Source organism: Massilia solisilvae, from assembly GCF_024753215.1.
In the GTDB taxonomy this organism is placed as follows: Bacteria; Pseudomonadota; Gammaproteobacteria; order Burkholderiales; family Burkholderiaceae_D; genus Telluria; species Telluria solisilvae.
Window position 1 is genome coordinate 972,842 of sequence record NZ_JANUGV010000001.1, and the last position, 18,589, is coordinate 991,430.

Annotated in this window: 20 protein-coding genes; 12 read left to right on the plus strand and 8 right to left on the minus strand. The window is 63.4% G+C overall.

Annotated elements, in window-relative coordinates; all coding sequences use genetic code 11:
* Position 1: 1 nt before the first annotated feature.
* The 6 genes from NX773_RS04335 to NX773_RS04360 all read right to left on the minus strand — a co-directional run bounded on the left by NX773_RS04335 (position 2) and on the right by NX773_RS04360 (position 3,437).
* Positions 2-535 (minus strand): helix-turn-helix domain-containing protein, encoded by a 534-nt coding sequence (locus NX773_RS04335; protein ID WP_258855124.1) that lies wholly within the window; start codon positions 533-535, stop codon positions 2-4.
* On the minus strand, positions 532-1,026 hold the full coding sequence (locus NX773_RS04340; RefSeq protein ID WP_258855125.1) for a type II toxin-antitoxin system RelE/ParE family toxin: 495 nt from the start codon (positions 1,024-1,026) through the stop codon (positions 532-534). The genes NX773_RS04335 and NX773_RS04340 overlap by 4 nt, the downstream gene beginning before the upstream one ends.
* 105 nt (positions 1,027-1,131) lie before the next feature.
* Positions 1,132-1,659 (minus strand): RDD family protein, encoded by a 528-nt coding sequence (locus NX773_RS04345; protein ID WP_258855126.1) that lies wholly within the window; start codon positions 1,657-1,659, stop codon positions 1,132-1,134.
* The gene (locus tag NX773_RS04350) at positions 1,649-2,443 is read right to left on the minus strand and encodes a DUF3106 domain-containing protein (RefSeq protein ID WP_258855127.1); all 795 of its coding nucleotides are present in this window, start codon (positions 2,441-2,443) and stop codon (positions 1,649-1,651) included. Before NX773_RS04350 ends, NX773_RS04345 begins: the two co-directional genes overlap by 11 nt.
* A gap of 11 nt (positions 2,444-2,454) precedes the next feature.
* Entirely contained in the window at positions 2,455-2,871 is a 417-nt protein-coding gene (locus NX773_RS04355) for a DUF3619 family protein (protein ID WP_258855128.1), read from the minus strand.
* Positions 2,868-3,437 (minus strand): RNA polymerase sigma factor, encoded by a 570-nt coding sequence (locus NX773_RS04360; protein WP_258820792.1) that lies wholly within the window; start codon positions 3,435-3,437, stop codon positions 2,868-2,870. Before NX773_RS04360 ends, NX773_RS04355 begins: the two co-directional genes overlap by 4 nt.
* A 519-nt stretch (positions 3,438-3,956) precedes the next feature.
* Here NX773_RS04360 and NX773_RS04365 point away from each other — a divergent pair.
* From NX773_RS04365 to NX773_RS04395, 7 genes are all read left to right on the plus strand, one after another.
* Entirely contained in the window at positions 3,957-5,684 is a 1,728-nt protein-coding gene (locus tag NX773_RS04365; protein WP_258855129.1) for an acetolactate synthase 3 catalytic subunit, read from the plus strand.
* The gene (ilvN, locus tag NX773_RS04370; protein ID WP_258820790.1) at positions 5,684-6,175 is read left to right on the plus strand and encodes an acetolactate synthase small subunit; all 492 of its coding nucleotides are present in this window, start codon (positions 5,684-5,686) and stop codon (positions 6,173-6,175) included. The genes NX773_RS04365 and ilvN overlap by 1 nt, the downstream gene beginning before the upstream one ends.
* Positions 6,176-6,257: 82 nt before the next feature.
* The gene (gene ilvC / locus NX773_RS04375; RefSeq protein WP_258855130.1) at positions 6,258-7,274 is read left to right on the plus strand and encodes a ketol-acid reductoisomerase; all 1,017 of its coding nucleotides are present in this window, start codon (positions 6,258-6,260) and stop codon (positions 7,272-7,274) included.
* A gap of 241 nt (positions 7,275-7,515) precedes the next feature.
* A complete protein-coding gene (locus NX773_RS04380) occupies positions 7,516-8,265 on the plus strand; it encodes an SIMPL domain-containing protein (RefSeq protein ID WP_258855131.1) in 750 nt (249 codons plus the stop codon).
* Between the two features lie 90 nt (positions 8,266-8,355).
* A complete protein-coding gene (gene pssA, locus NX773_RS04385) occupies positions 8,356-9,210 on the plus strand; it encodes a CDP-diacylglycerol--serine O-phosphatidyltransferase (protein ID WP_370662215.1) in 855 nt (284 codons plus the stop codon).
* A gap of 53 nt (positions 9,211-9,263) precedes the next feature.
* Positions 9,264-10,808 carry a 2-isopropylmalate synthase gene (locus NX773_RS04390; RefSeq protein WP_258855133.1) on the plus strand — a complete coding sequence of 515 codons (1,545 nt, stop codon included), beginning with the start codon at positions 9,264-9,266 and terminating at the stop codon, positions 10,806-10,808.
* Positions 10,809-10,971: 163 nt separating this feature from the next.
* A complete protein-coding gene (locus NX773_RS04395) occupies positions 10,972-11,361 on the plus strand; it encodes a hypothetical protein (protein ID WP_258855134.1) in 390 nt (129 codons plus the stop codon).
* A gap of 22 nt (positions 11,362-11,383) precedes the next feature.
* On the opposite strand, the gene NX773_RS04400 is transcribed toward NX773_RS04395, so the two are convergent.
* Positions 11,384-11,881, minus strand: coding sequence for a hypothetical protein (locus NX773_RS04400; RefSeq protein WP_258855135.1), 498 nt, complete (start codon positions 11,879-11,881; stop codon positions 11,384-11,386).
* A gap of 178 nt (positions 11,882-12,059) precedes the next feature.
* Here NX773_RS04400 and rpsO point away from each other — a divergent pair, with 178 nt between their 5' ends.
* From rpsO to NX773_RS04425, 5 genes are all read left to right on the plus strand, one after another.
* Positions 12,060-12,329, plus strand: coding sequence for a 30S ribosomal protein S15 (rpsO, locus tag NX773_RS04405; protein ID WP_258820782.1), 270 nt, complete (start codon positions 12,060-12,062; stop codon positions 12,327-12,329).
* A gap of 176 nt (positions 12,330-12,505) precedes the next feature.
* Positions 12,506-14,629 carry a polyribonucleotide nucleotidyltransferase gene (gene pnp, locus NX773_RS04410; protein WP_258855136.1) on the plus strand — a complete coding sequence of 708 codons (2,124 nt, stop codon included), beginning with the start codon at positions 12,506-12,508 and terminating at the stop codon, positions 14,627-14,629.
* A gap of 71 nt (positions 14,630-14,700) precedes the next feature.
* The gene (locus NX773_RS04415) at positions 14,701-15,156 is read left to right on the plus strand and encodes an acetyltransferase (protein WP_258855137.1); all 456 of its coding nucleotides are present in this window, start codon (positions 14,701-14,703) and stop codon (positions 15,154-15,156) included.
* A 175-nt stretch (positions 15,157-15,331) separates the two neighbouring features.
* Positions 15,332-16,963, plus strand: coding sequence for a sensor histidine kinase (locus NX773_RS04420; protein ID WP_258855138.1), 1,632 nt, complete (start codon positions 15,332-15,334; stop codon positions 16,961-16,963).
* Complete coding sequence (locus NX773_RS04425) at positions 16,960-17,700, plus strand: response regulator transcription factor (protein WP_258855139.1); 741 nt, start codon at positions 16,960-16,962, stop codon at positions 17,698-17,700. Before NX773_RS04420 ends, NX773_RS04425 begins: the two co-directional genes overlap by 4 nt.
* Here the strand turns inward: NX773_RS04425 and NX773_RS04430 are convergent.
* Positions 17,675-18,583, minus strand: a complete 909-nt coding sequence (locus NX773_RS04430; RefSeq protein WP_258855140.1) for a type II secretion system F family protein — start codon at positions 18,581-18,583, stop codon at positions 17,675-17,677. The two genes, NX773_RS04425 and NX773_RS04430, sit on opposite strands and share 26 nt — an antisense overlap.
* Between the last annotated feature and the right edge of the window lie 6 nt (positions 18,584-18,589).

The window sequence follows — 18,589 nt, forward strand, 5'->3', positions numbered from 1 at the left end:
GTCAAGCCGCCATTTTGTATGTGGTGATTTGTGAATCGCTGGCCAAAACAGGCGCCCTTGCTTTCACCCACATTTGACGATTCAGCTGATTTGCAGCCTCCAAAATCTTTTGGCTCTGAAAAAGATTTCTCTCAGCATCTCTGCGCAATTCATCCACTTTTTTGCAGACCACGACCGCCCGGTCAAGCATATGCTTAGTCTCCCAAGGCTGAGGCGCTCTGCAATCTTTCTGATTTCTGTAAATAATGTCAAAGTCCAAATTAAGAGCAGCTGCGAGTTGAACGAGAGTCCGAAGAGTGAGATTAGTCGAGCCATGCAAAACCTTGCTAACACGCGCAGTGCTCCACTTCATCCTTTCGGCAAGTTCCTTTTGGGAAATGCCCATCTCGGCAGCTGCCTGAGCAAGATCAATAGCCACGCTCTGTGCCTTGAGGTCGAACTGGAAATCCTCATCCTGCATCGAATCCGCCCAGAGTGCAGCCATGTCAACAGTTTCGCCTGCGGCTTGTTTCGGGTCAGTATGTTGGATCTTCATGATAAAGTCTTCTCAAGATAGGTAATATTGTTTGCCTTAACAGCGTCGAGGTAGGTCATTACCTCTGTTTCGAGCATTTTTTTCTGTGCGGTAGTTAGCTTATCCTCGTATTTCGCAAATGCATGGGTAAGAACGATGTTTTCGCCGTCGTAAAAGAACGTGATACGAACTACATCGCCTTTCCAGATGCGCCACACAGTTCGTTCTTTGTTCTGGTACCAAAAACTGTAAGCGTCGTGACATTGTTTTTTGTCATAAAAATCAGTGATTGGCTTACCAGTTGCGGCGACCTCAACTAACTTGCTGAGCGCGCTAAGGGCAGCTTTCCGGTCCTTCGGTGCAAGTTGTTTGATTTGCACAAACAGATCGCATGATCCAGGATCTTCTGTATTGCAGCGTGCTAGCAGCCTCCGCGGCTTAGACCCGGTCGGCGGCTCTGATCTGCCAGCCCCGAGGGCGGCGAAGTTGATGCGGAGGTAGGTAGTGGACATAGGTTAACTTATACGTTAACTTGTCCTTTGATCCCTGTCAAGGGAGTTTCGGCTGTGGAGAAGGGGGTTGCTTCGTTTAAGGCGCCGCGGCAACCTGGCTCAACTCTACCTAGGGGCGGCCCCAGCGGCATCTCGCTTCGGCATCGACACCAGCCGCGTCCCGGCCAGCTTGTCGTGCAGGAACTGCCGGTCCTTGTCCAGGAACGCCGTCATTGCCCACGCCACAATCCCGATGCCGATCGCAATTGCGATCTGGCCTTTGTCATGCAGCCCAGCAACATAGCACACCATCAGCGCCGGCAGGAACCATCCCCAGGACAGCAGGTAGCGGATCGCCGCGATCCGGAACGGCACGCGGGCATAGCCCGGCTGAACCAGCTTGATGCGCCAGGTCTTCATTGCCAGCGTGTGGCCGCTGTCGGTCCAGAAGTGCACGAAATAAGCCGCGGCAACGAGGAACAGGACGAAATTGCGCCCATGTTGGAACACCGGTTCCTGCCGATTGCCGGTCACGACCATGTACGCGGCCGTCGCCAGCATCTCCACCGAGAGCAGCAAGAATGCTTCGTAAACCATCGAGATGAGGCGGCGCTTGACGGTCGGCGTGGCCGCCGTCTCGAAATTATTGAGCATTCGGTGCGGACGAAACCGGTGGTGCCGGGGGAGTCGAAGAAGTGGGGGCAGCAGCGGCAGGTGCGGCGGGTGCAGGTTGCGCCGGCGCCGGTGCCTGGCCTGCCGGCGCCGAAGCGGGCGCCGGGGCCGGGGTGGCGGACGGCACGCACGGCGGCGCTGCCGAGACCGGATTCTTGGCCATGCCAGCCGGGCATGCCGTCGGGCTCTTGTGCATCGGGGTGGGCTGGCGGCGGCTGGTGGCCGAGGTAGTTGCCCCTTGCTTGCGTGCGGCGGCCTCGGCGGCGAGCTTTTGCTTCTGCTCTTCGGGGAGCTGCTGGTAACTTTCCCAGGTCGAGGTTTTTTCGCCCGGCGCCAGCTTTTTGGTGCGGGTGTAGGTATCGCGCGCCAGCTTGCGCTGCGCCGGCGTCAGGCGCACCCACTCGCGCATGCGTTCATGCACGCGCTGCTGCTCTTCGGGCGACATGGATTTGAAGCGGTTGGCCATTTCCAGCCATTTCTGCTTGCGTACCCCATCCATCTGGTCCCATTCGGTGGCCAGCGGCTCGAGCGCGGCGCGCTGCGCCGGCGAGAGGTCGCGCCAGAGCGGCTTGTCCGGCGACTTGGCAGGCTTGGTGGCCGCAGGCTTGGCGCCGGCGGCAGGGGCCGGCGGCCGGGCTGCTGCAGCGGGCTGGCCCGCAGGCGTGGCCGGCGCGGGCGCGGCCGCTTGCTGCGCCACGGCAAATGCCGCCGCGCCAGCCAGCGCAAGCGCGGCCGTGCAGGCAATGGCAGTGTAACGAAAACGCAAGCCGTTTGCCCTCATTGGGTCGCGCGTTGCTGGTCCTGCCCTTGGGCTTGGGCGGCCAGATAGGCGTTGAAGCCGTGGTCGGTGTAGGCGGTCAGCGGCAGCTCGTCGGACAGCACCGCAGCATCCAGCTCGGCCAGCTCGGCAATACGCTGCTGCTGTTCGTACTGGTACAGCCCGGCAAGGCCGAACACGGCCGCCAGCAGCGGCACCGCCACCGCAACGCGGCCCAGGCCGGCCATCGACAGCATGGCGTGGATGTTGAACGCCGGACGAGCCTGCTTGCGCGCCGGCGCATCGGCCTTCTTGCGCGCTACAGCGCGCGCACGCGCGGCTGCCAGCCGTTCGGTGGTCGAAGCGGGCAGGGCATCAAGATTTTCGTTCAGGGCATGGCGTATCTTGTACGCCAGGTTGATGTCGTCCGTGTTCATAATTTAATTCCCTTGGCTTTGAGGGCTTCGGCCAGGGCGTGCGTAGCGCGAGAGCAATGCGTCTTGACGCTGCCCTCGGAGCACCCCATCGCTTCGGCCGTCTCGGCCACATCCATGTCCTGCCAGTAACGCATGAGGAAGGCTTCCCGTTGACGCGCGGGGAGCCGCTGCACTTCTTCCTCGATCAGGCGCAAGGTTTCGGCACGTTCCACCTGGTCCGCACTGGACTCCGCGGCGGCCGAGCCTTCCTCGGCTTCATAAGATGCAAGTATATCAAAATCCTCGTCTTCCTCCTCCCTGCGTCCCAGCCCGGAAAACAGGCTGACCCAGGTGTTTCTGACCTTTTCGCGCCGGAAGTAGTCGAGGATCGTGGTCTGCAGGATGCGCTGGAACAGCATCGGCAGTTCGGCGACCGGCTTGTCGCCATATTTTTCGGCGAGCTTGATCATCGCGTCCTGCACGATGTCCAGCGCCGCTTCGTCCTTTCTCACCGCATACACGGCTTGCTTGAAGGCGCGCCGCTCGACGTTCCCGAGGAAGTCGTTGAGTTCTTTGTCTGTGGCCATGCGATGAAGGGTGCGCCGAGGTACTTTGCCTGTGGCATTTGGGAAAACTGACGAATGCTAGCAAAAAACACAGCGGTATGCACAGGCTTAACGCAGCCTGCGCCCCCATCCGCCCTGGGTTTTGCACCAGTTGGGGGCGGTTCGCCCTGATTTCGAACAAAGTCACACAAGGCGCTTGACCAAAATGCTGCAACGCAGTAAGGTGTTTGTCACGCTTTGCAACCCCGAAGCCCCCAAGTCACCGGGCCAGCCACACAAGGTCCTACCCGGCATTGACTCGCTTTCATTTGTAGGCAGTTTGCTCCCACCCGCGCCACAAGCGCGAGAAATGCGCAACCGCGCCACAGACACTCACGCTAGAACGAGTTGCGACCAGCACCGGTTCACAGGGTATCTACGGGTATCTGCAGGATCGATGTGACCGCAGGAAGAAGGGAAAGCTGAGCACCTGTCGCGCCAAACGCATTTCGTTAGGAAAGAGCATCCGATCACTTCCCTGTGGGTTTTGAAAGGAATGTTATGAGTAACGAAGCAACGGCTCCCATCACGGGCGCTGAGATCGTCGTGCGTTGCCTGGCCGAGGAGGGCGTCAAACACGTCTTCGGCTATCCGGGCGGTGCAGTCCTGTATATCTACGACGCCATTTTCAAGCAAGACAAGTTCCAGCACATCCTGGTGCGCCACGAACAGGCCGCCGTCCATGCTGCTGACGCTTATTCCCGTTCATCCAATACCGTCGGCGTTGCCCTGGTCACCTCCGGCCCGGGCGTCACCAATGCCGTCACCGGCCTGTCCACCGCGTACATGGACTCGATCCCGATGGTGGTCATCACCGGCCAGGTGCCGAGCCACGCGATCGGCCAGGACGCGTTCCAGGAATGCGACACGGTCGGCATCACGCGCCCGGTGGTCAAGCACAACTTCCTGGTCAAGGACGTCAAGGACCTGGCCTCGACCATGAAGAAAGCCTTCTACATCGCCCGCACCGGCCGCCCCGGCCCCGTGCTGGTCGATATCCCGAAGGACATCAGCATGGCCAAGACCATGTTCGAGTACCCGCGCGATATCGAGATGCGCTCGTACAAGCCGGTCGACAAGGGCCACGCGGGCCAGATCCGCAAGGCGGTGCAGCTGCTGCTGCAGGCCGAGCGCCCGATGATCTACGCCGGCGGCGGCGTGATCCTGGCCAACGCCGCGCCCGAGCTGAACAAGCTGGTGGACAAGCTGGGCTACCCGGTCACCAACACCCTGATGGGCCTGGGCGGCTACCGCGCCGGCAGCGACAAGTCGGTCGGCATGCCGGGCATGCACGGCACCTTCGAAGCGAACATGGCGATGCAAAATTGCGACGTCCTGATCGCGATCGGTGCGCGCTTTGACGACCGCGTGATCGGCAACCCCAAGCACTTCGCCACCAACCCGCGCAAGATCATCCACATCGACATCGACCCGTCCTCGATCTCCAAGCGAGTCAAGGTCGATATCCCGATCGTGGGCAATGTCAAGGACGTGCTGGTTGAGCTGCTGAGCCAGCTGGACGCGACCGACACCAAGCCGAATGGGGGCGCGCTCAAGAACTGGTGGACCCAGATCAACGCCTGGCGCTCGCGCGAATGCCTGAAGTACCAGCAATCGGACGACGTGATCAAGCCGCAGTCGGTGATCGAAACCCTGTGGAAAGTGACCGAAGGCGACGCCTTCATCACCTCCGACGTCGGCCAGCACCAGATGTGGGCAGCCCAGTACTACCCGTTCAACAAGCCGCGCCGCTGGATCAACTCGGGCGGCCTGGGCACGATGGGTGTCGGCCTGCCGTACGCGATGGGCGTGCAGATGGCCAACCCGGACGCCACCGTCGCCTGCATCACCGGCGAAGGCTCGATCCAGATGTGCATCCAGGAACTTGCCACTTGCAAGCAGTACCACCTGACGCCGAAGATCATCCTGCTCAACAACGGTTACCTGGGCATGGTGCGCCAGTGGCAGCAGCTGGACTACGAGTCGCGTTATTCGGAGTCCTACGTGCACTCGCTGCCGGACTTCCAGAAGCTGGCCGAGGCCTATGGCCACGTCGGCATGCGCATCACCAAGCCGGCCGACGTCGAAGGCGCGCTGCGCGAAGCGTTTGCGATGAAGGACAAGCTGGTGTTCATGAACTTCCTCACCGATCCGGACGAGAACGTCTGGCCGATGGTGAAGGCTGGCAAAGGCCTGTCTGAAATGCTGCTCGGCTCGGAGGACCTGTGATGCGACACATTATTTCCGTCCTGCTTGAAAACGAAGCTGGCGCCCTGTCGCGCGTCGTGGGCCTGTTCTCCGCGCGCGGCTACAACATCGAAACGCTGACCGTGGCGCCGACCGAAGACGCGACCTTGTCGCGGATGACGATCGTCACCAGCGGCTCGGACGACATCATCGAGCAGATCACCAAGCACCTGAACCGCTTGATCGAAGTCGTGAAAGTCGTCGACCTGACCGAAGGCCCGCACATCGAGCGCGAGCTCATGCTCATCAAGGTGCGTGCGGTCGGCAAGGAACGCGAAGAGATGAAACGGACGGCGGACATCTTCCGCGGCCGCGTCATCGACGTGACCGAAAAGACCTACACCATCGAGCTGACCGGCAACAAGGACAAGCTGGACGCCTTCATCGGCGCCATCGACCGTGCCGCGATTCTCGAAACGGTGCGTACCGGCGGCTCGGGCATCGGCCGCGGCGAACGCATCCTCAAAGTGTAACGACCGGAACGTAGGGTGGGCAGGTCTTCCTGCCCACGCGTCCACACAGCTATCAATACTCTAAAAAATACAGGACCCTAAAATGAAAGTTTTCTACGACAAAGACTGCGACCTCTCCCTCATCAAAGGCAAGAATGTCGCCATCATCGGCTACGGTTCGCAAGGCCACGCGCACGCGCAGAACCTGAACGACTCGGGCGTGAACGTGACCGTCGGCCTGCGCCGCGGCGGCTCGTCCTGGGCCAAGGTGGAGAAGGCCGGCCTGAAAGTGGCCGAAGTGAACGAGGCGGTCAAGAACGCCGACGTCATCATGATCCTGCTGCCGGACGAGAATATCGCCCAGGTGTACAACGAGAACGTGGCCCCGAACGCCAAGCAGGGTGCGGTGCTGGCCTTCGCGCACGGCTTCAACGTGCACTATGGCCAGGTCGTGCCGCGCGCCGACCTGGACGTGATCATGGTTGCGCCGAAGGCCCCGGGCCACACGGTGCGCGGCACCTACGCGCAGGGTGGCGGCGTGCCGCACCTGGTCGCCGTGTACCAGGATAAATCGGGCTCGGCACGCGACATCGCGCTGTCGTACGCCATGGCCAACGGCGGCGGCCGCGCCGGCATCATCGAGACCAACTTCCGCGAAGAGACCGAGACCGACCTGTTCGGCGAGCAGGCCGTGCTGTGCGGCGGTACCGTCGAGCTGATCAAGGCTGGTTTCGAGACGCTGGTGGAAGCGGGCTACGCGCCGGAGATGGCGTACTTCGAGTGCCTGCACGAGCTCAAGCTGATCGTGGACCTGATCTACGAAGGCGGCATCGCCAACATGAACTACTCGATCTCGAACAACGCCGAGTATGGCGAATACGTCACCGGCCCGCGCGTGGTGACCAGCCAGACCAAGGACGCGATGCGCCAGTGCCTGAAGGACATCCAGACCGGCGAGTACGCAAAGAGCTTCATCCTCGAGAACAAAGCCGGCGCCCCGACCCTGATCTCGCGCCGCCGCCTGACCTCGGAGCACCAGATCGAGGAAGTCGGCGCCAAGCTGCGCGCGATGATGCCGTGGATCGCCAAGAACAAGCTGGTGGATCAGTCGAAGAACTGATTGTTAGCTCCAAAACGTCGTCCCCGCGCAGGCGGGGACCCATAGACAGAGAGAGCCGTCGAAAAGCCTGCGCCGCAGGTCGGCAATCTCAGCATGGGTCCCCGCCTTAGCGGGGACGACGAGTTATTGGTAACGGGTAAGGAAAATTGCAACTATTCGATACAGAAAGTAAGTACAGCGCCAAAAAACTGTATCGTATTGCGCAACGCGGCAACCGCCGCCTTTTACCCGGAGAATAACAATGTCGCTCTCGAAGCTTCTTCTGTTGACCGTCCTCGTCGCCGCCTCGCCCGCATACGCGCAGAGCGGCCCGTCTACCGCCGGCACGCTGGTGATCGTCCCCGCGTTCGGTGAGGTGAAGCACGCCAACGACGAGGCCGTGATCACGTTCTCGGTCGAGGAGCACGACAAGGACAAGGCGGCCGCCGCGGCGCGCGTCAACCGCAAGATGAAAGAGGGCACCGAGATCGTCCGTGCCGCCGACCCGGGGGCACGCCTGAAGACCCAGGGCTACTACACGGTGCCGATCTACCAGGACAGCCCGCCGCCGCAGCCGATGCAAACGGTGCAACGCCCGCCGGTGCCGGTAGCCTGGCGCGTGGGGCAGTACCTGGAAGTGAAGACGAACAACCTCGCCGCGTTGCCGAAAACGGCCGCGGCGGCGCAGAAGGTGCTGGCGATCAGCAATCTGTCGTTCGGACTGTCCAAGGAAACCGAAAAACGGCTCGACGATCAGCGCATCGCCGAGACCTACAAGAATTTGAATGAGCGCATCGCGTCGATTGCCGCCGCGATGGGCAGGAAACCGCAGGACGCAGTGCTCGACACGGTCGATTTCGAGGCATCGGGCAATTACGCGCCCGCTGGCACGGCCCCGATGGTGATGTCGTACGCGCGCGCCAAGGTGGCTGACCAAGTGCCCGAGCCCAGCTTCGAGCCGGGCGAAACCACGCTGCAAATGCGTCTCGTAGGAAAGGTGAAGTTCAAGTAACAGTATCCGTTCGCTAACAAGTCGACCCGGCCACTATAATGGCGAGGTCAGCGCCACAAGCGCGAACTTTACTTGAGAACCGACTACACAATGGCACATTTCCCCCGACGCAGAAAAGCTGCCGCCGCCATGGCGCCCAAGGCACCCCGATTCAGCCGTTTCGGCCGCAGGGCCGAGGGCCAACGCGGTCGCGGCATCTATCTGCTGCCCAATGCGTTCACCACCGGGGCGCTGTTCTGCGGCTTCTACGCGATCGTCATGGCGATGAACCAGCGCTTCGACTACGCGTGCTGGGCGATTTTCGTGGCCATGATCCTGGACGGGCTCGATGGCCGCATCGCGCGCCTGACCAACACCCAGTCCGAGTTCGGCGCGCAGTACGACTCCTTGTCCGACATGGTCTCGTTCGGTGCCGCGCCGGCGCTGGTCATCTACGAATACTCGCTGCGCGGCCTGGGCAAGCTGGGCTGGATCGCGGCCTTCGTGTACTGCGCCGGGGCCGCGCTGCGCCTGGCGCGCTTTAATACCAACATCGAAGTGGTGGACAAGCGCTACTTCCAGGGCCTGCCCAGCCCGTCGGCGGCCGCGCTGGTGGTCGGCTTCATCCTGATGATGACCGACCCGGACATCGACGTGTCGGCGCGCCAGGTGGACTGGATCAGCTGGACCATCGCGCTGTTCGCCGGCCTGACCATGGTCACCAACGTCCCGTTCTACAGCTTCAAGGACGTCAACTTCAAGAAGTCCGTTCCGTTCATTGTTGTTTTCCTGATCGCCCTCATCTTTGCGCTGGTGGCGATCAAGCCGGCCGTGGTGCTTTGGCCGCTGTTTGTTTTATACGGTTTATCCGGTTATGTGGTGCTGTTCTGGCGTATGGCCAAGGGCAAGCCGGTCAGCATCATCCAGACCGAGGATGAACCGTCAGACCCGAGCGAGCGCCGCTGACCGCCCAAAAGGCGGATCGGCTGCGCTCGCGTTTATTTGTTATTGGAGCCGTCATGTCTGACCCGAACCGCCTCATCATTTTCGATACCACCCTGCGCGATGGCGAGCAATCGCCCGGCGCATCGATGACCAAGGATGAGAAGGTGCGCATCGCGCGCCAGCTGGAGCGACTACGGGTGGACGTGATCGAGGCCGGCTTTGCGGCCGCCTCGCCGGGCGACTTCGAGGCGATCCGCGCAATCTCGTCGGTGGTGCGCGAGTCCACCATCTGCTCGCTCTCGCGCGCCAACGACCGCGACATCGCGCGCGCCGCCGAGGCGCTGGCCCCGGCCGCACGCAAGCGCATCCACACCTTCATCGCCACCTCGCCGCTGCACATGCAGATGAAGCTGCGCATGGAGCCGGAGCAGGTGCTGGAACAGGCCAGGCTGGCGATCCGCTACGCGCGCAACCACACCGACGACATCGAGTTCTCGCCCGAGGACGGCAGCCGCTCGGAAGAGGATTTCCTGTGCCGCGTGCTGGAAGCGGTGATCGCCGAAGGCGCCACCACCATCAACTTCCCGGACACGGTCGGCTACGCGGTGCCGCAAGAATTCGGCGAGCGCATCCGCCGCCTGCGCGAGCGCGTGCCCAACTCGGACAAGGCGATCTGGTCGGTGCACTGCCACAATGACCTCGGCCTGGCAGTGGCCAACTCGCTGGCCGGCGTGGCCATCGGCGGCGCGCGCCAGATCGAATGCACCATCAACGGCCTGGGCGAGCGTGCCGGCAACACCGCGCTGGAAGAGGTGGTGATGGCGCTGCGCACCCGCGCCGACTTCTACAAGCTCACGGTGGGCATCGACACCACGCAGATCGTGCCGGCCTCGAAGATGGTTTCGCAGATCACCGGTTTCGCGGTGCAGCCGAACAAGGCGGTGGTGGGCGCCAACGCGTTCGCGCACGCTTCGGGCATCCACCAGGACGGCATCCTCAAGGCGCGTGAAACCTACGAAATCATGCGCGCCGAAGACGTGGGCTGGTCCGCCAACAAGATCGTGCTGGGCAAGCTCTCGGGGCGCAACGCGTTCAAGGCGCGCCTCTCGGAGCTGGGCGTGGAGCTCGAGTCCGAGGCCGAGGTGAACGACGCCTTCGCTCGCTTCAAGAACCTGGCCGACCGCAAGGCCGAGATCTTCGACGAGGACATCATGGCGCTGGTGGCGCAGGGCGAGAAGGAGCAGGTGGGCGAGTACTACCGCTTCGTCTCGCTGGCGCAGCGCTCGGAGACGGGCGAGCTGCCGCACGCGCGCGTGAGCTTCACCATGGACGGCAAGGAGCACACGGCCGAAGCGACCGGCGACGGCCCTGTGGACGCGATGATCAACGCGATCGAATCGAAGGCCAATAGCGGCGCCGAGCTGCTGCTGTTTACGATCAACGCGATCAGCGGCAGCTCGCAGTCGCAGGGAGAGGTGACGGTGCGGCTGTCGCGCAATGGCCGCATCGTCAACGGTGTCGGCTCCGATCCGGACATCGTGGTGGCGTCGGCCAAGGCCTATCTGTCGGGCCTGAACAAGCTGCAGTCCAAGGTCGAGCGCGTCAACCCGCAGCTGTAATCCAACCATTCGCGCGTCGTCCCGGCGCACGCCGGGACCCATACGCCGCGTGCGTTCAGGCTCAGCATGGGTCCCGGCGTTCGCGGGGACGACGGTTAGCCCGTTGTGTTCCACGGAGTTGTCCGTTATCGTTCAGGCATCTACAACAACAAGGAAAACCTGAATGAAGATGATCTCGACCTTCAAGGCCTCGCTGGCCTGCGCGCTCGTCGCGGTGTTCTGCTCCGGCTGCGTGATCGCCACCGGCGGCACCGCGGACAAGGTACAAACCGGCGGCGCCAGCGAGTGCGTCACCTCGTCGGACGGCCGCGCGGTCGCCTGCGGCGGCAAGGCCGCCAGCTGCCAGATGTCCAGCGACGGCAAATCGGTCGCCTGCGGCGGGCAGGCCAACTACTGCCTGCGCTCGGACGATGGCCGCGCGGTCGCCTGCGGTGGCAAGGCCAACTACTGCGAAAAATCGGCGGACGGAACGGCCGTCGCCTGCGGCGGCATCGCCGGCGCCTGCTCGCGTTCGGCCGACGGCCGCGCCGTCGCCTGCGCTGGCGCCCACTAAGCCACCGGGCTTGCCGCGGCGGCTAGTGGAACTTGTCGTCCCGGTCCTGGTACCGCGGATCGGGACCGTTCTGCATCATGCGCACGATGCCGCCGCGGTCAAACATCACGTTCATCATCGAATACCAGACGTCGTTCTCCAGGTAGCGATAGGACCAGACCTCGTAGTCGCGCAGCGTCAGGTACGACACTTCGGCCGGGTGGCCGATCGTACGCAGCACGTCGTCCTTGGTGGCATGGTCGATCTTGATGGTGGCGAACTTGGCGCCGGTGAGCACCTGCTCGAACCGGCTCAGCCTTCCGTCCGGCCCGATGTGGGCCATCCAGGTGTATTCGCCCATCGGCCCGGTCGCGTATTCAAGCAGCTGCCCGCCGTCTTCGGGATAGACCGCCGTCGGCCGTCCCATCTTTTCCATCACCACCGAGGCGCTGTCGCCCTGGGAAGGGAAGTGGCGGACGATCGTGCCGCAGCCGGACAAGGCAATGGCTGTGGAGATTAATAAAATTGCAAATTTTGCCATCTTGGCACTCCGAAAAGCCCGAGAAACCAGCCCCGCACCGCGTCGGGCGTGAGCAAAATACTGGCTGCATGGGCAGTTTTCGCATATACTAGCCGGTCTGGCCCCAAGGCCGGGTTTTATCAACGTTATCACGGTGCGCTGGGTTCCGACTCTTGCACCGCATGTGAAAGGCATCATCATGACCGTAGAAAACATCAACAAAGCCGCGATCATCGCGGACAACGCACGTGGCCAGAACGATACCGGTTCGCCGGAAGTCCAGGTCGCACTGCTGACCGCACGCATCAACGAGCTGAACGGCCACTTCAAGACCCACCAGAAGGATCACCACTCGCGCCGCGGCCTGATCGCCATGGTCAACCGTCGCAAGAGCCTGCTGTCCTACCTGAAGGGCAAGGACGCCAACCGCTACCGCGACCTGATCGCCAAACTCGGCCTGCGCAAGTAATTCGATTGCGACAGACGGTTTAGTCAGGAAATGCCTGCGTCAGTTCGGCTGTCGCGGGCATTTTTTGTTTTTGCTGTTCCGTTGTTTTTGCAGTAAGGCGTGATCGGAGGAGAGCGCCCGTGGTGAGGTGAACGACAGCTCCTGAAAATCTGTCGGCAAATAGAAAGGGATTACCCATGTTTAACAAAGTTACGAAAACCTTCCAGTACGGCCAACATACCGTCACCCTGGAAACTGGCGAGATCGCACGTCAGGCATCCGGCGCCGTTCTGGTGTCGGTCGAAGACACCGTGGTGCTGGCAACCGTGGTCGCCAAGAAAGAGGCGAAACCGGGCCAGGACTTCTTCCCGCTGACGGTCGATTACGTCGAGAAAAGTTACGCTGCCGGTAAAATCCCCGGCGGTTTCTTCAAGCGTGAAGGCCGCCCGTCCGAAAAAGAAACGCTGACCTCGCGCCTGATCGACCGCCCGATCCGCCCGCTGTTCCCGGAAGGCTACCTGAACGAAGTGCAGGTCATCATCCACGTGCTGTCGGTCAATCCTGAAATCGACCCGGACATCCCGTCGATGATCGGCGCCTCGGCCGCCCTGTGCGTGGCCGGCATCCCGTTCAACGGCCCGATCAGCGCCGCGCGCGTTGGCTACATCGATGGCCAGTACGTCCTGAACCCGACCACCACCCAGCTCAAGAGCTCGAAGATGGACCTGGTCGTGGCCGGTACCGAGCACGCCGTGCTGATGGTCGAATCCGAAGCGCAGCAGCTGTCCGAAGAAATCATGCTGGGCGCCGTGGTCTACGGCCACGAGCAAGGCAAGGCCGTGATCGACGCGATCCACGCGCTGGTGGAAGAGGGCGGCAAGCCGGAAATCGAGTGGACCGCCCCGGCCAAGAACGAAGCGCTGATCTCGCGCGTGGCGCACTTTGCCGAAGCCAAGATCCGCGACGCCTACAAAACCCGCGACAAGCAAGCCCGTACCGACAAGCTGCGCCAGCTGTCGTCCGAAGTGCAGGCCGACCTGGCAGCCGAAGCGGCCGCCAACGGCACCGAAGCGCCGGACGCCGTCGAAGTGGGCAACATCCTGTTCGACATGGAAGCGCGTGTCGTGCGTTCGCAGATCCTGGAAGGCGAGCCGCGCATCGACGGCCGCGACACCCGCACCGTGCGCCCGATCTCGATCCGCACCAGCGTGCTGCCGCGTACCCACGGCTCGGCCCTGTTCACCCGCGGTGAAACCCAGGCGCTGGTGATCGCCACCCTGGGCACCTCGCGCGACAGCCAGAAGATCGACGCGCTGATGGGCGAGTACACCGACGAGTTCATGATGCACTACAACATGCCGCCGTTCGCCACCGGCGAAACCGGCCGTGTCGGTTCGCCCAAGCGCCGCGAAATCGGCCACGGCCGCCTGGCCAAGCGCGCGCTGATCGCCGCGCTGCCGGAGCAGGACGAGTTCAGCTACTCGATCCGCCTGGTCTCGGAAATCACCGAGTCCAACGGTTCGTCGTCGATGGCATCGGTGTGCGGCGGCTGCCTGGCACTGATGGACGCCGGCGTGCCGATGAAGGCACACGTGGCCGGCATCGCGATGGGCCTGATCAAGGAAGGCGGCAAGTTCGCCGTGCTGACCGACATCCTGGGTGACGAAGACCACCTGGGCGACATGGACTTCAAGGTGGCCGGTACCGCCAACGGCATCACCGCGCTGCAGATGGACATCAAGATCCAGGGCATCACCAAGGAAATCATGCAAGTGGCGCTGGCGCAAGCCAAGGAAGGCCGCCAGCACATCCTGGGCGAAATGCAGAAGGCCATGCCGCACGTGCGCACCGAGCTGTCCGACTTCGCGCCGCGCCTCCTGACCATGAAGATCAATCCGGAGAAGATCCGCGACGTGATCGGCAAGGGCGGCGCCGTGATCCGCGCGCTGACCGAGGAAACCGGCACCCAGATCGACATCACCGACGACGGCGTGGTGACGATCGCTTCGGTGGACGCCGCTGCCGCACAGGAAGCCAAGCGCCGCATCGAAGAGCTGACCGCGTCGGTCGAGATCGGCAAGACCTACGACGGTACCGTGCTCAAGCTGCTGGACTTCGGCGCCATCGTGCAAGTGATCCCGGGCAAAGATGGCCTGCTGCACATCAGCCAGATCGCCAACGAGCGTGTGAACGCCGTCGCCGACTACCTGAAGGAAGGCCAGCAAGTGCGCGTGAAGGTCATCGAGGCCGACGAGCGCGGCCGCCTGAAGCTGTCGATGAAGCAGGCCGAAGCTGCGGGCGCCGAGGCGACCGCGCAGTAATCGCTCTGGCATCAGGCCAGCAAGAACCGCCAGCGCGCAAGCCTGGCGGTTTTTTTATATCAGGAGATCCCATGTCGAGCTCTACCGAATTGCAGATTCGTCCGTCGTATCCGGCGGATTTCGCCGAATTGGCCCACGTGTGGGAAGCGTCCGTGGCTGCCACGCACCATTTTTTGCGGCGAGAAGACTTTTTGATGTTGCGCGGCATGATTATCGAATTCTTCGAGCAAGTCGATCTCGTGCACGCAACCGGCACGGACGGAAGGATCACCGGTTTCCTCGGCACATCCGAAGACAAGGTAGAGATGCTGTTTATCCACCCTGACGAACGCGGGCACGGCATCGGCAAGGGGCTGATTCGGTATGCCATCGAGCAGCTTCGTATCCGCAAGGTCGATGTGAACGAACAGAACGATCAGGCAGTCGGCTTCTACCAGCGCATGGGATTCCAGGTGATCGGTCGCAGCGCCGTCGATGGGATGGGAAAACCATATCCGCTGTTGTGTTTGGCTCTGCCCGACGAATAAGTGCGCTGCCGCCAAGTCGGTCGTCCACTGACCAAGGTCATGGTGTTGCAAAAAATGTAACTTAGAATCGGGGTTGGCTGTGGCGACATGGTGCTTGGGTCTTTGATCCTGGGCAATGTTTCTCAGCAAAGACAAACGACCCTGTATGGCGATTTCGAGCTCTCGTACGCCAGCGATGGCGCCGCATTTGGACGAAGCCGACAACCAGCTGGTTGCAGGTATCCGGCTGGTGCTGGCGATCTCGGCTTTGCTGGTGGCCATCGTCGATCACACCGGCCCCAACAAGGCCAATTCCTTCGAGCTCATCATCCTGTCGTGCTACGCGGCTGCGTGCGCGCTGGCCTGTGCGGGCAGGCTCGAATGGGCGCGCGGCAAGTTGATGCACCGCGTCGACGTGGCCGCCTGCGCGGCAATGGCCGCGGCCGGCGACGACGCGGACGTGTTTGCGCTGGTGTTCCTGTTCTTCGCGATCGTCGTCGCGTCGCTGCGCTTTGGCCTGGAGGAGGGCGCGCGGATCACGCTGGGCGGCGTCGTCCTCTACAGCGCCGCGGTGATCCTCACGCATGGCGGTTCGGTGCCGGCGCGCCTGTTCCTGCTGGCGGCGATCCTGCTCGCCTTCGGCCGGGCCATCGCGCAACTCGGGGAGCGCCAGCTCCGGGCCGTACGGCGCCAGGCGCTGCTGGCCGAGCTCAATCATGTCGCCAACCCGCGCTTCGGCATCGACCGCACGATGAGCATGGCGATGGAGCGCACCCGCGCCTTTTTCGAGGCCGGTACCTGCATCGTCATACTGGAAGAGCAGGACACCGGCCGCACCAGCATGCGCGCGGTGCGCGAGGGCAGCGCGGCGGTGGCGCCGATGGAAGACATCGACGCCGGGCTCGCGCGCGCCCTGCTGCCGGAACCGCGCGCGCATGCGCTGCTGTACGCAAGAGCCTCGTGCCACTGGCCGCGCGCCGCGGCGGTGTCGCAAAGCCACGCGGGTGTGGGCGCCTGGGCGGCACATGACGAGGCGCCGCTGCGCGAACTGGCCGACCTGTTGCAGGCACGGTCTTTCATCAGCGCGCCGCTGGTCTTCGGGCGCTGCCGGGGACGCATCTACCTGACGGGCGGCGCGCGCGATTTCGGGCGCGGCGACGCGTTGTTCCTGGCACGGATCGCGGCGCGCGAGCTGGCCGCCATCGACCGCATCGACGTGCTGGACCGCATTGCCACCGACGCCGCGGCGCTGGAGCGCAAGAAGATCGCGCTCGACCTGCACGATACCGCAATCCAGTCCTACATTGGCCTGCAGCTCGGGCTGGCCGCGCTGTGCCGCCAGGCCGAGCCCTCCAATCCGCTGGCCGGTGAGCTCGACAAGTTGTCCGCCATGGCTGCCGAGGTTGTGGTGGAGCTGCGCGACTATGCGCGCCGCACGCGCGCCGGCCCCGGCGCGGACGAACCGATGTGCATGTCGGCCCTGCGCCGGCAGGCCGCGCATGCCCAGGCCGCGTATGGCGTGGACGTGCGCATCGAGAGCGAAGGCCGGATCGAGTTCGGCGACCGCCTCACGGCCGAAGTGCTGCAGATCGTGCGCGAGGGGATCAGTAACGTCTGCCGCCACACCAAGGCCAGGCGTGCCGTGGTGTCGCTGTGCTGCGGTAACGATCGGCTGCGCATCGAGATCAGCAACGAGCATGGCGGAAAGCCGCCGGCGCCGTTTCGCCCGGCTTCCATCACCGAGCGCGCGCTTGCGCTCGGCGGCAGCGCCTTCGTGCACGAGGGCCGCTTCAACGACACGATTGTCTGCGTGGAGATCCCTTTATGAACAGTGACGCCAACGACCCAGGTATTGGCCCCATCAGGGTGCTGCTGGTCGAGGACCACCAGACCATGCTGTGGGGGCTGCAGAAGCTGGTGGACGCCGAACGGCCGCGCATGGAGGTGGCCGGCACCGCGCGCACCTGCCCCGAGGCGCTGGAACGCGCCGCGCAGCTGGCGCCGGACGTGATCCTGCTCGACCTGGACCTGAACGGCGTGTCGATGATCGACTTCCTGCCCGAGCTGCTGGCCAATGGCCTGTCGCGCGCGCTGGTGCTCACCGCCGCGCACGAGACCGAGACGCTCGACCTGGCGGTGCGACGCGGCGCGCGCGGCATCCTGCACAAGGAAGTCTCGGCCGGGCAGGTGCTCAAGGCGATCGAGAAGATCCACCGCGGCGAGCTGTGGTTCGACGCGGCCACCATGGACCGCGTGTTCGGCCAGCTGCTCCGTTCGCGCAACGCGCCCAAGCCCGAGCCCGCGCCGCACGAGGCATTGACCGCCCGCGAGCGCGCCATCATCAGCGCCGCCGTGCAGCACAGCGGCAGCGCCAACCACGAGGTGGCGCAGCGCCTGTTCATCTCGGAGCACACGCTGCGTAACCACCTGACCTCGATCTACCGCAAGCTCAACGTCAACAACCGGCTCGAGATGTATGTCTATGCGATGCGGCATGGCCTGGTCCAGCCCGAGCATGTGCGCCAGCGCGAAGGCACGGTCAGTGGGCGGCCAGGATCGGCATGATCGTGCGCACGATGACGATCATCGCCGGCCCCAGCACCACCATGATAATGGCCGGGAAGATGAACAGGCACAGCGGGATCAGCATCTTGGTCGGCACCTTGGCCGCGTGCTCCTCGGCCCGCACCTGGCGCTTGTGGCGCAGGTCCTCGGAGAACACCCGCAGCGATTCGCCGATGCTGGTGCCGAACTTGTCGGCCTGCGACAGCATCGTGGCAAACGTCCCGATTTCCTCCACGCCTGAGCGCAGGGCCAGGTTGCGCAGCGCCTGCGAGCGGCTGGCGCCGGCGCGCAGTTCCAGGTTGGTCAGGTGAAGCTCGTCGGCCAGCGCGCGGCTTTTCATTCCCATCTCGTCGGCGATCCGGGCCATGGCGGCATCCAGGCCCAGGCCCGCTTCCACGCACACCAGCATCAGGTCGGCCGCATCGGGAAAATTCTCGAAAATCTCGCGGCGGCGCTCGCGCAGGCGCCACCACAGCGCCAGGTTGGGCAGGTAGCAGCCGGCCAGCGCGGCGATCATCAGGAACATCAGCACCTTCATTTCATCCATGGCGGTAAAGGCGCGCAGGAGCAGCCAGGCGAGCGCCGCAAGAGCCACCGGCAGCACTGCCTTCAGGCCGAAGTAGATCAGGCGCGCGTCCTCGCGGCGGATGCCGGCGTTGATGAAGCGTAGCCGCAGCGCCGAGTTCTCCCAGTCGCCGGTGGGAGCGAGCACGCCGGCAAACGGGCCGACGGCCTGCGCCACGGTGGTGGCCCAGTCGGGCCTGGCGCCGGACGCTTCGAGTGTCTGCAGGCGGCGGTCCAGGCGGCTTGGGACCACCAGCATGAACAGGCCGGCGCAGGCAGCGGCAACAGCCAGGAAGACCAGGAAGGCAAGCATGAACATGGCCGT

Coding starts and splice junctions, on each gene's coding strand:
- NX773_RS04395 (WP_258855134.1), top strand. CDS start 10,972: ATGAAGATGATCTCGACCTTCAAGGCCTCGCTGGCCTGCGCGCTCGTC.
- NX773_RS04335 (WP_258855124.1), bottom strand. CDS start 535: ATGAAGATCCAACATACTGACCCGAAACAAGCCGCAGGCGAAACTGTT.
- ilvC (WP_258855130.1), top strand. CDS start 6,258: ATGAAAGTTTTCTACGACAAAGACTGCGACCTCTCCCTCATCAAAGGC.
- NX773_RS04345 (WP_258855126.1), bottom strand. CDS start 1,659: ATGCTCAATAATTTCGAGACGGCGGCCACGCCGACCGTCAAGCGCCGC.
- NX773_RS04425 (WP_258855139.1), top strand. CDS start 16,960: ATGAACAGTGACGCCAACGACCCAGGTATTGGCCCCATCAGGGTGCTG.
- NX773_RS04430 (WP_258855140.1), bottom strand. CDS start 18,583: ATGTTCATGCTTGCCTTCCTGGTCTTCCTGGCTGTTGCCGCTGCCTGC.
- NX773_RS04415 (WP_258855137.1), top strand. CDS start 14,701: ATGTCGAGCTCTACCGAATTGCAGATTCGTCCGTCGTATCCGGCGGAT.
- NX773_RS04365 (WP_258855129.1), top strand. CDS start 3,957: ATGAGTAACGAAGCAACGGCTCCCATCACGGGCGCTGAGATCGTCGTG.
- pnp (WP_258855136.1), top strand. CDS start 12,506: ATGTTTAACAAAGTTACGAAAACCTTCCAGTACGGCCAACATACCGTC.
- NX773_RS04390 (WP_258855133.1), top strand. CDS start 9,264: ATGTCTGACCCGAACCGCCTCATCATTTTCGATACCACCCTGCGCGAT.
- rpsO (WP_258820782.1), top strand. CDS start 12,060: ATGACCGTAGAAAACATCAACAAAGCCGCGATCATCGCGGACAACGCA.
- NX773_RS04380 (WP_258855131.1), top strand. CDS start 7,516: ATGTCGCTCTCGAAGCTTCTTCTGTTGACCGTCCTCGTCGCCGCCTCG.
- pssA (WP_370662215.1), top strand. CDS start 8,356: ATGGCACATTTCCCCCGACGCAGAAAAGCTGCCGCCGCCATGGCGCCC.
- NX773_RS04355 (WP_258855128.1), bottom strand. CDS start 2,871: ATGAACACGGACGACATCAACCTGGCGTACAAGATACGCCATGCCCTG.
- NX773_RS04420 (WP_258855138.1), top strand. CDS start 15,332: ATGGCGCCGCATTTGGACGAAGCCGACAACCAGCTGGTTGCAGGTATC.
- NX773_RS04340 (WP_258855125.1), bottom strand. CDS start 1,026: ATGTCCACTACCTACCTCCGCATCAACTTCGCCGCCCTCGGGGCTGGC.
- ilvN (WP_258820790.1), top strand. CDS start 5,684: ATGCGACACATTATTTCCGTCCTGCTTGAAAACGAAGCTGGCGCCCTG.
- NX773_RS04360 (WP_258820792.1), bottom strand. CDS start 3,437: ATGGCCACAGACAAAGAACTCAACGACTTCCTCGGGAACGTCGAGCGG.
- NX773_RS04400 (WP_258855135.1), bottom strand. CDS start 11,881: ATGGCAAAATTTGCAATTTTATTAATCTCCACAGCCATTGCCTTGTCC.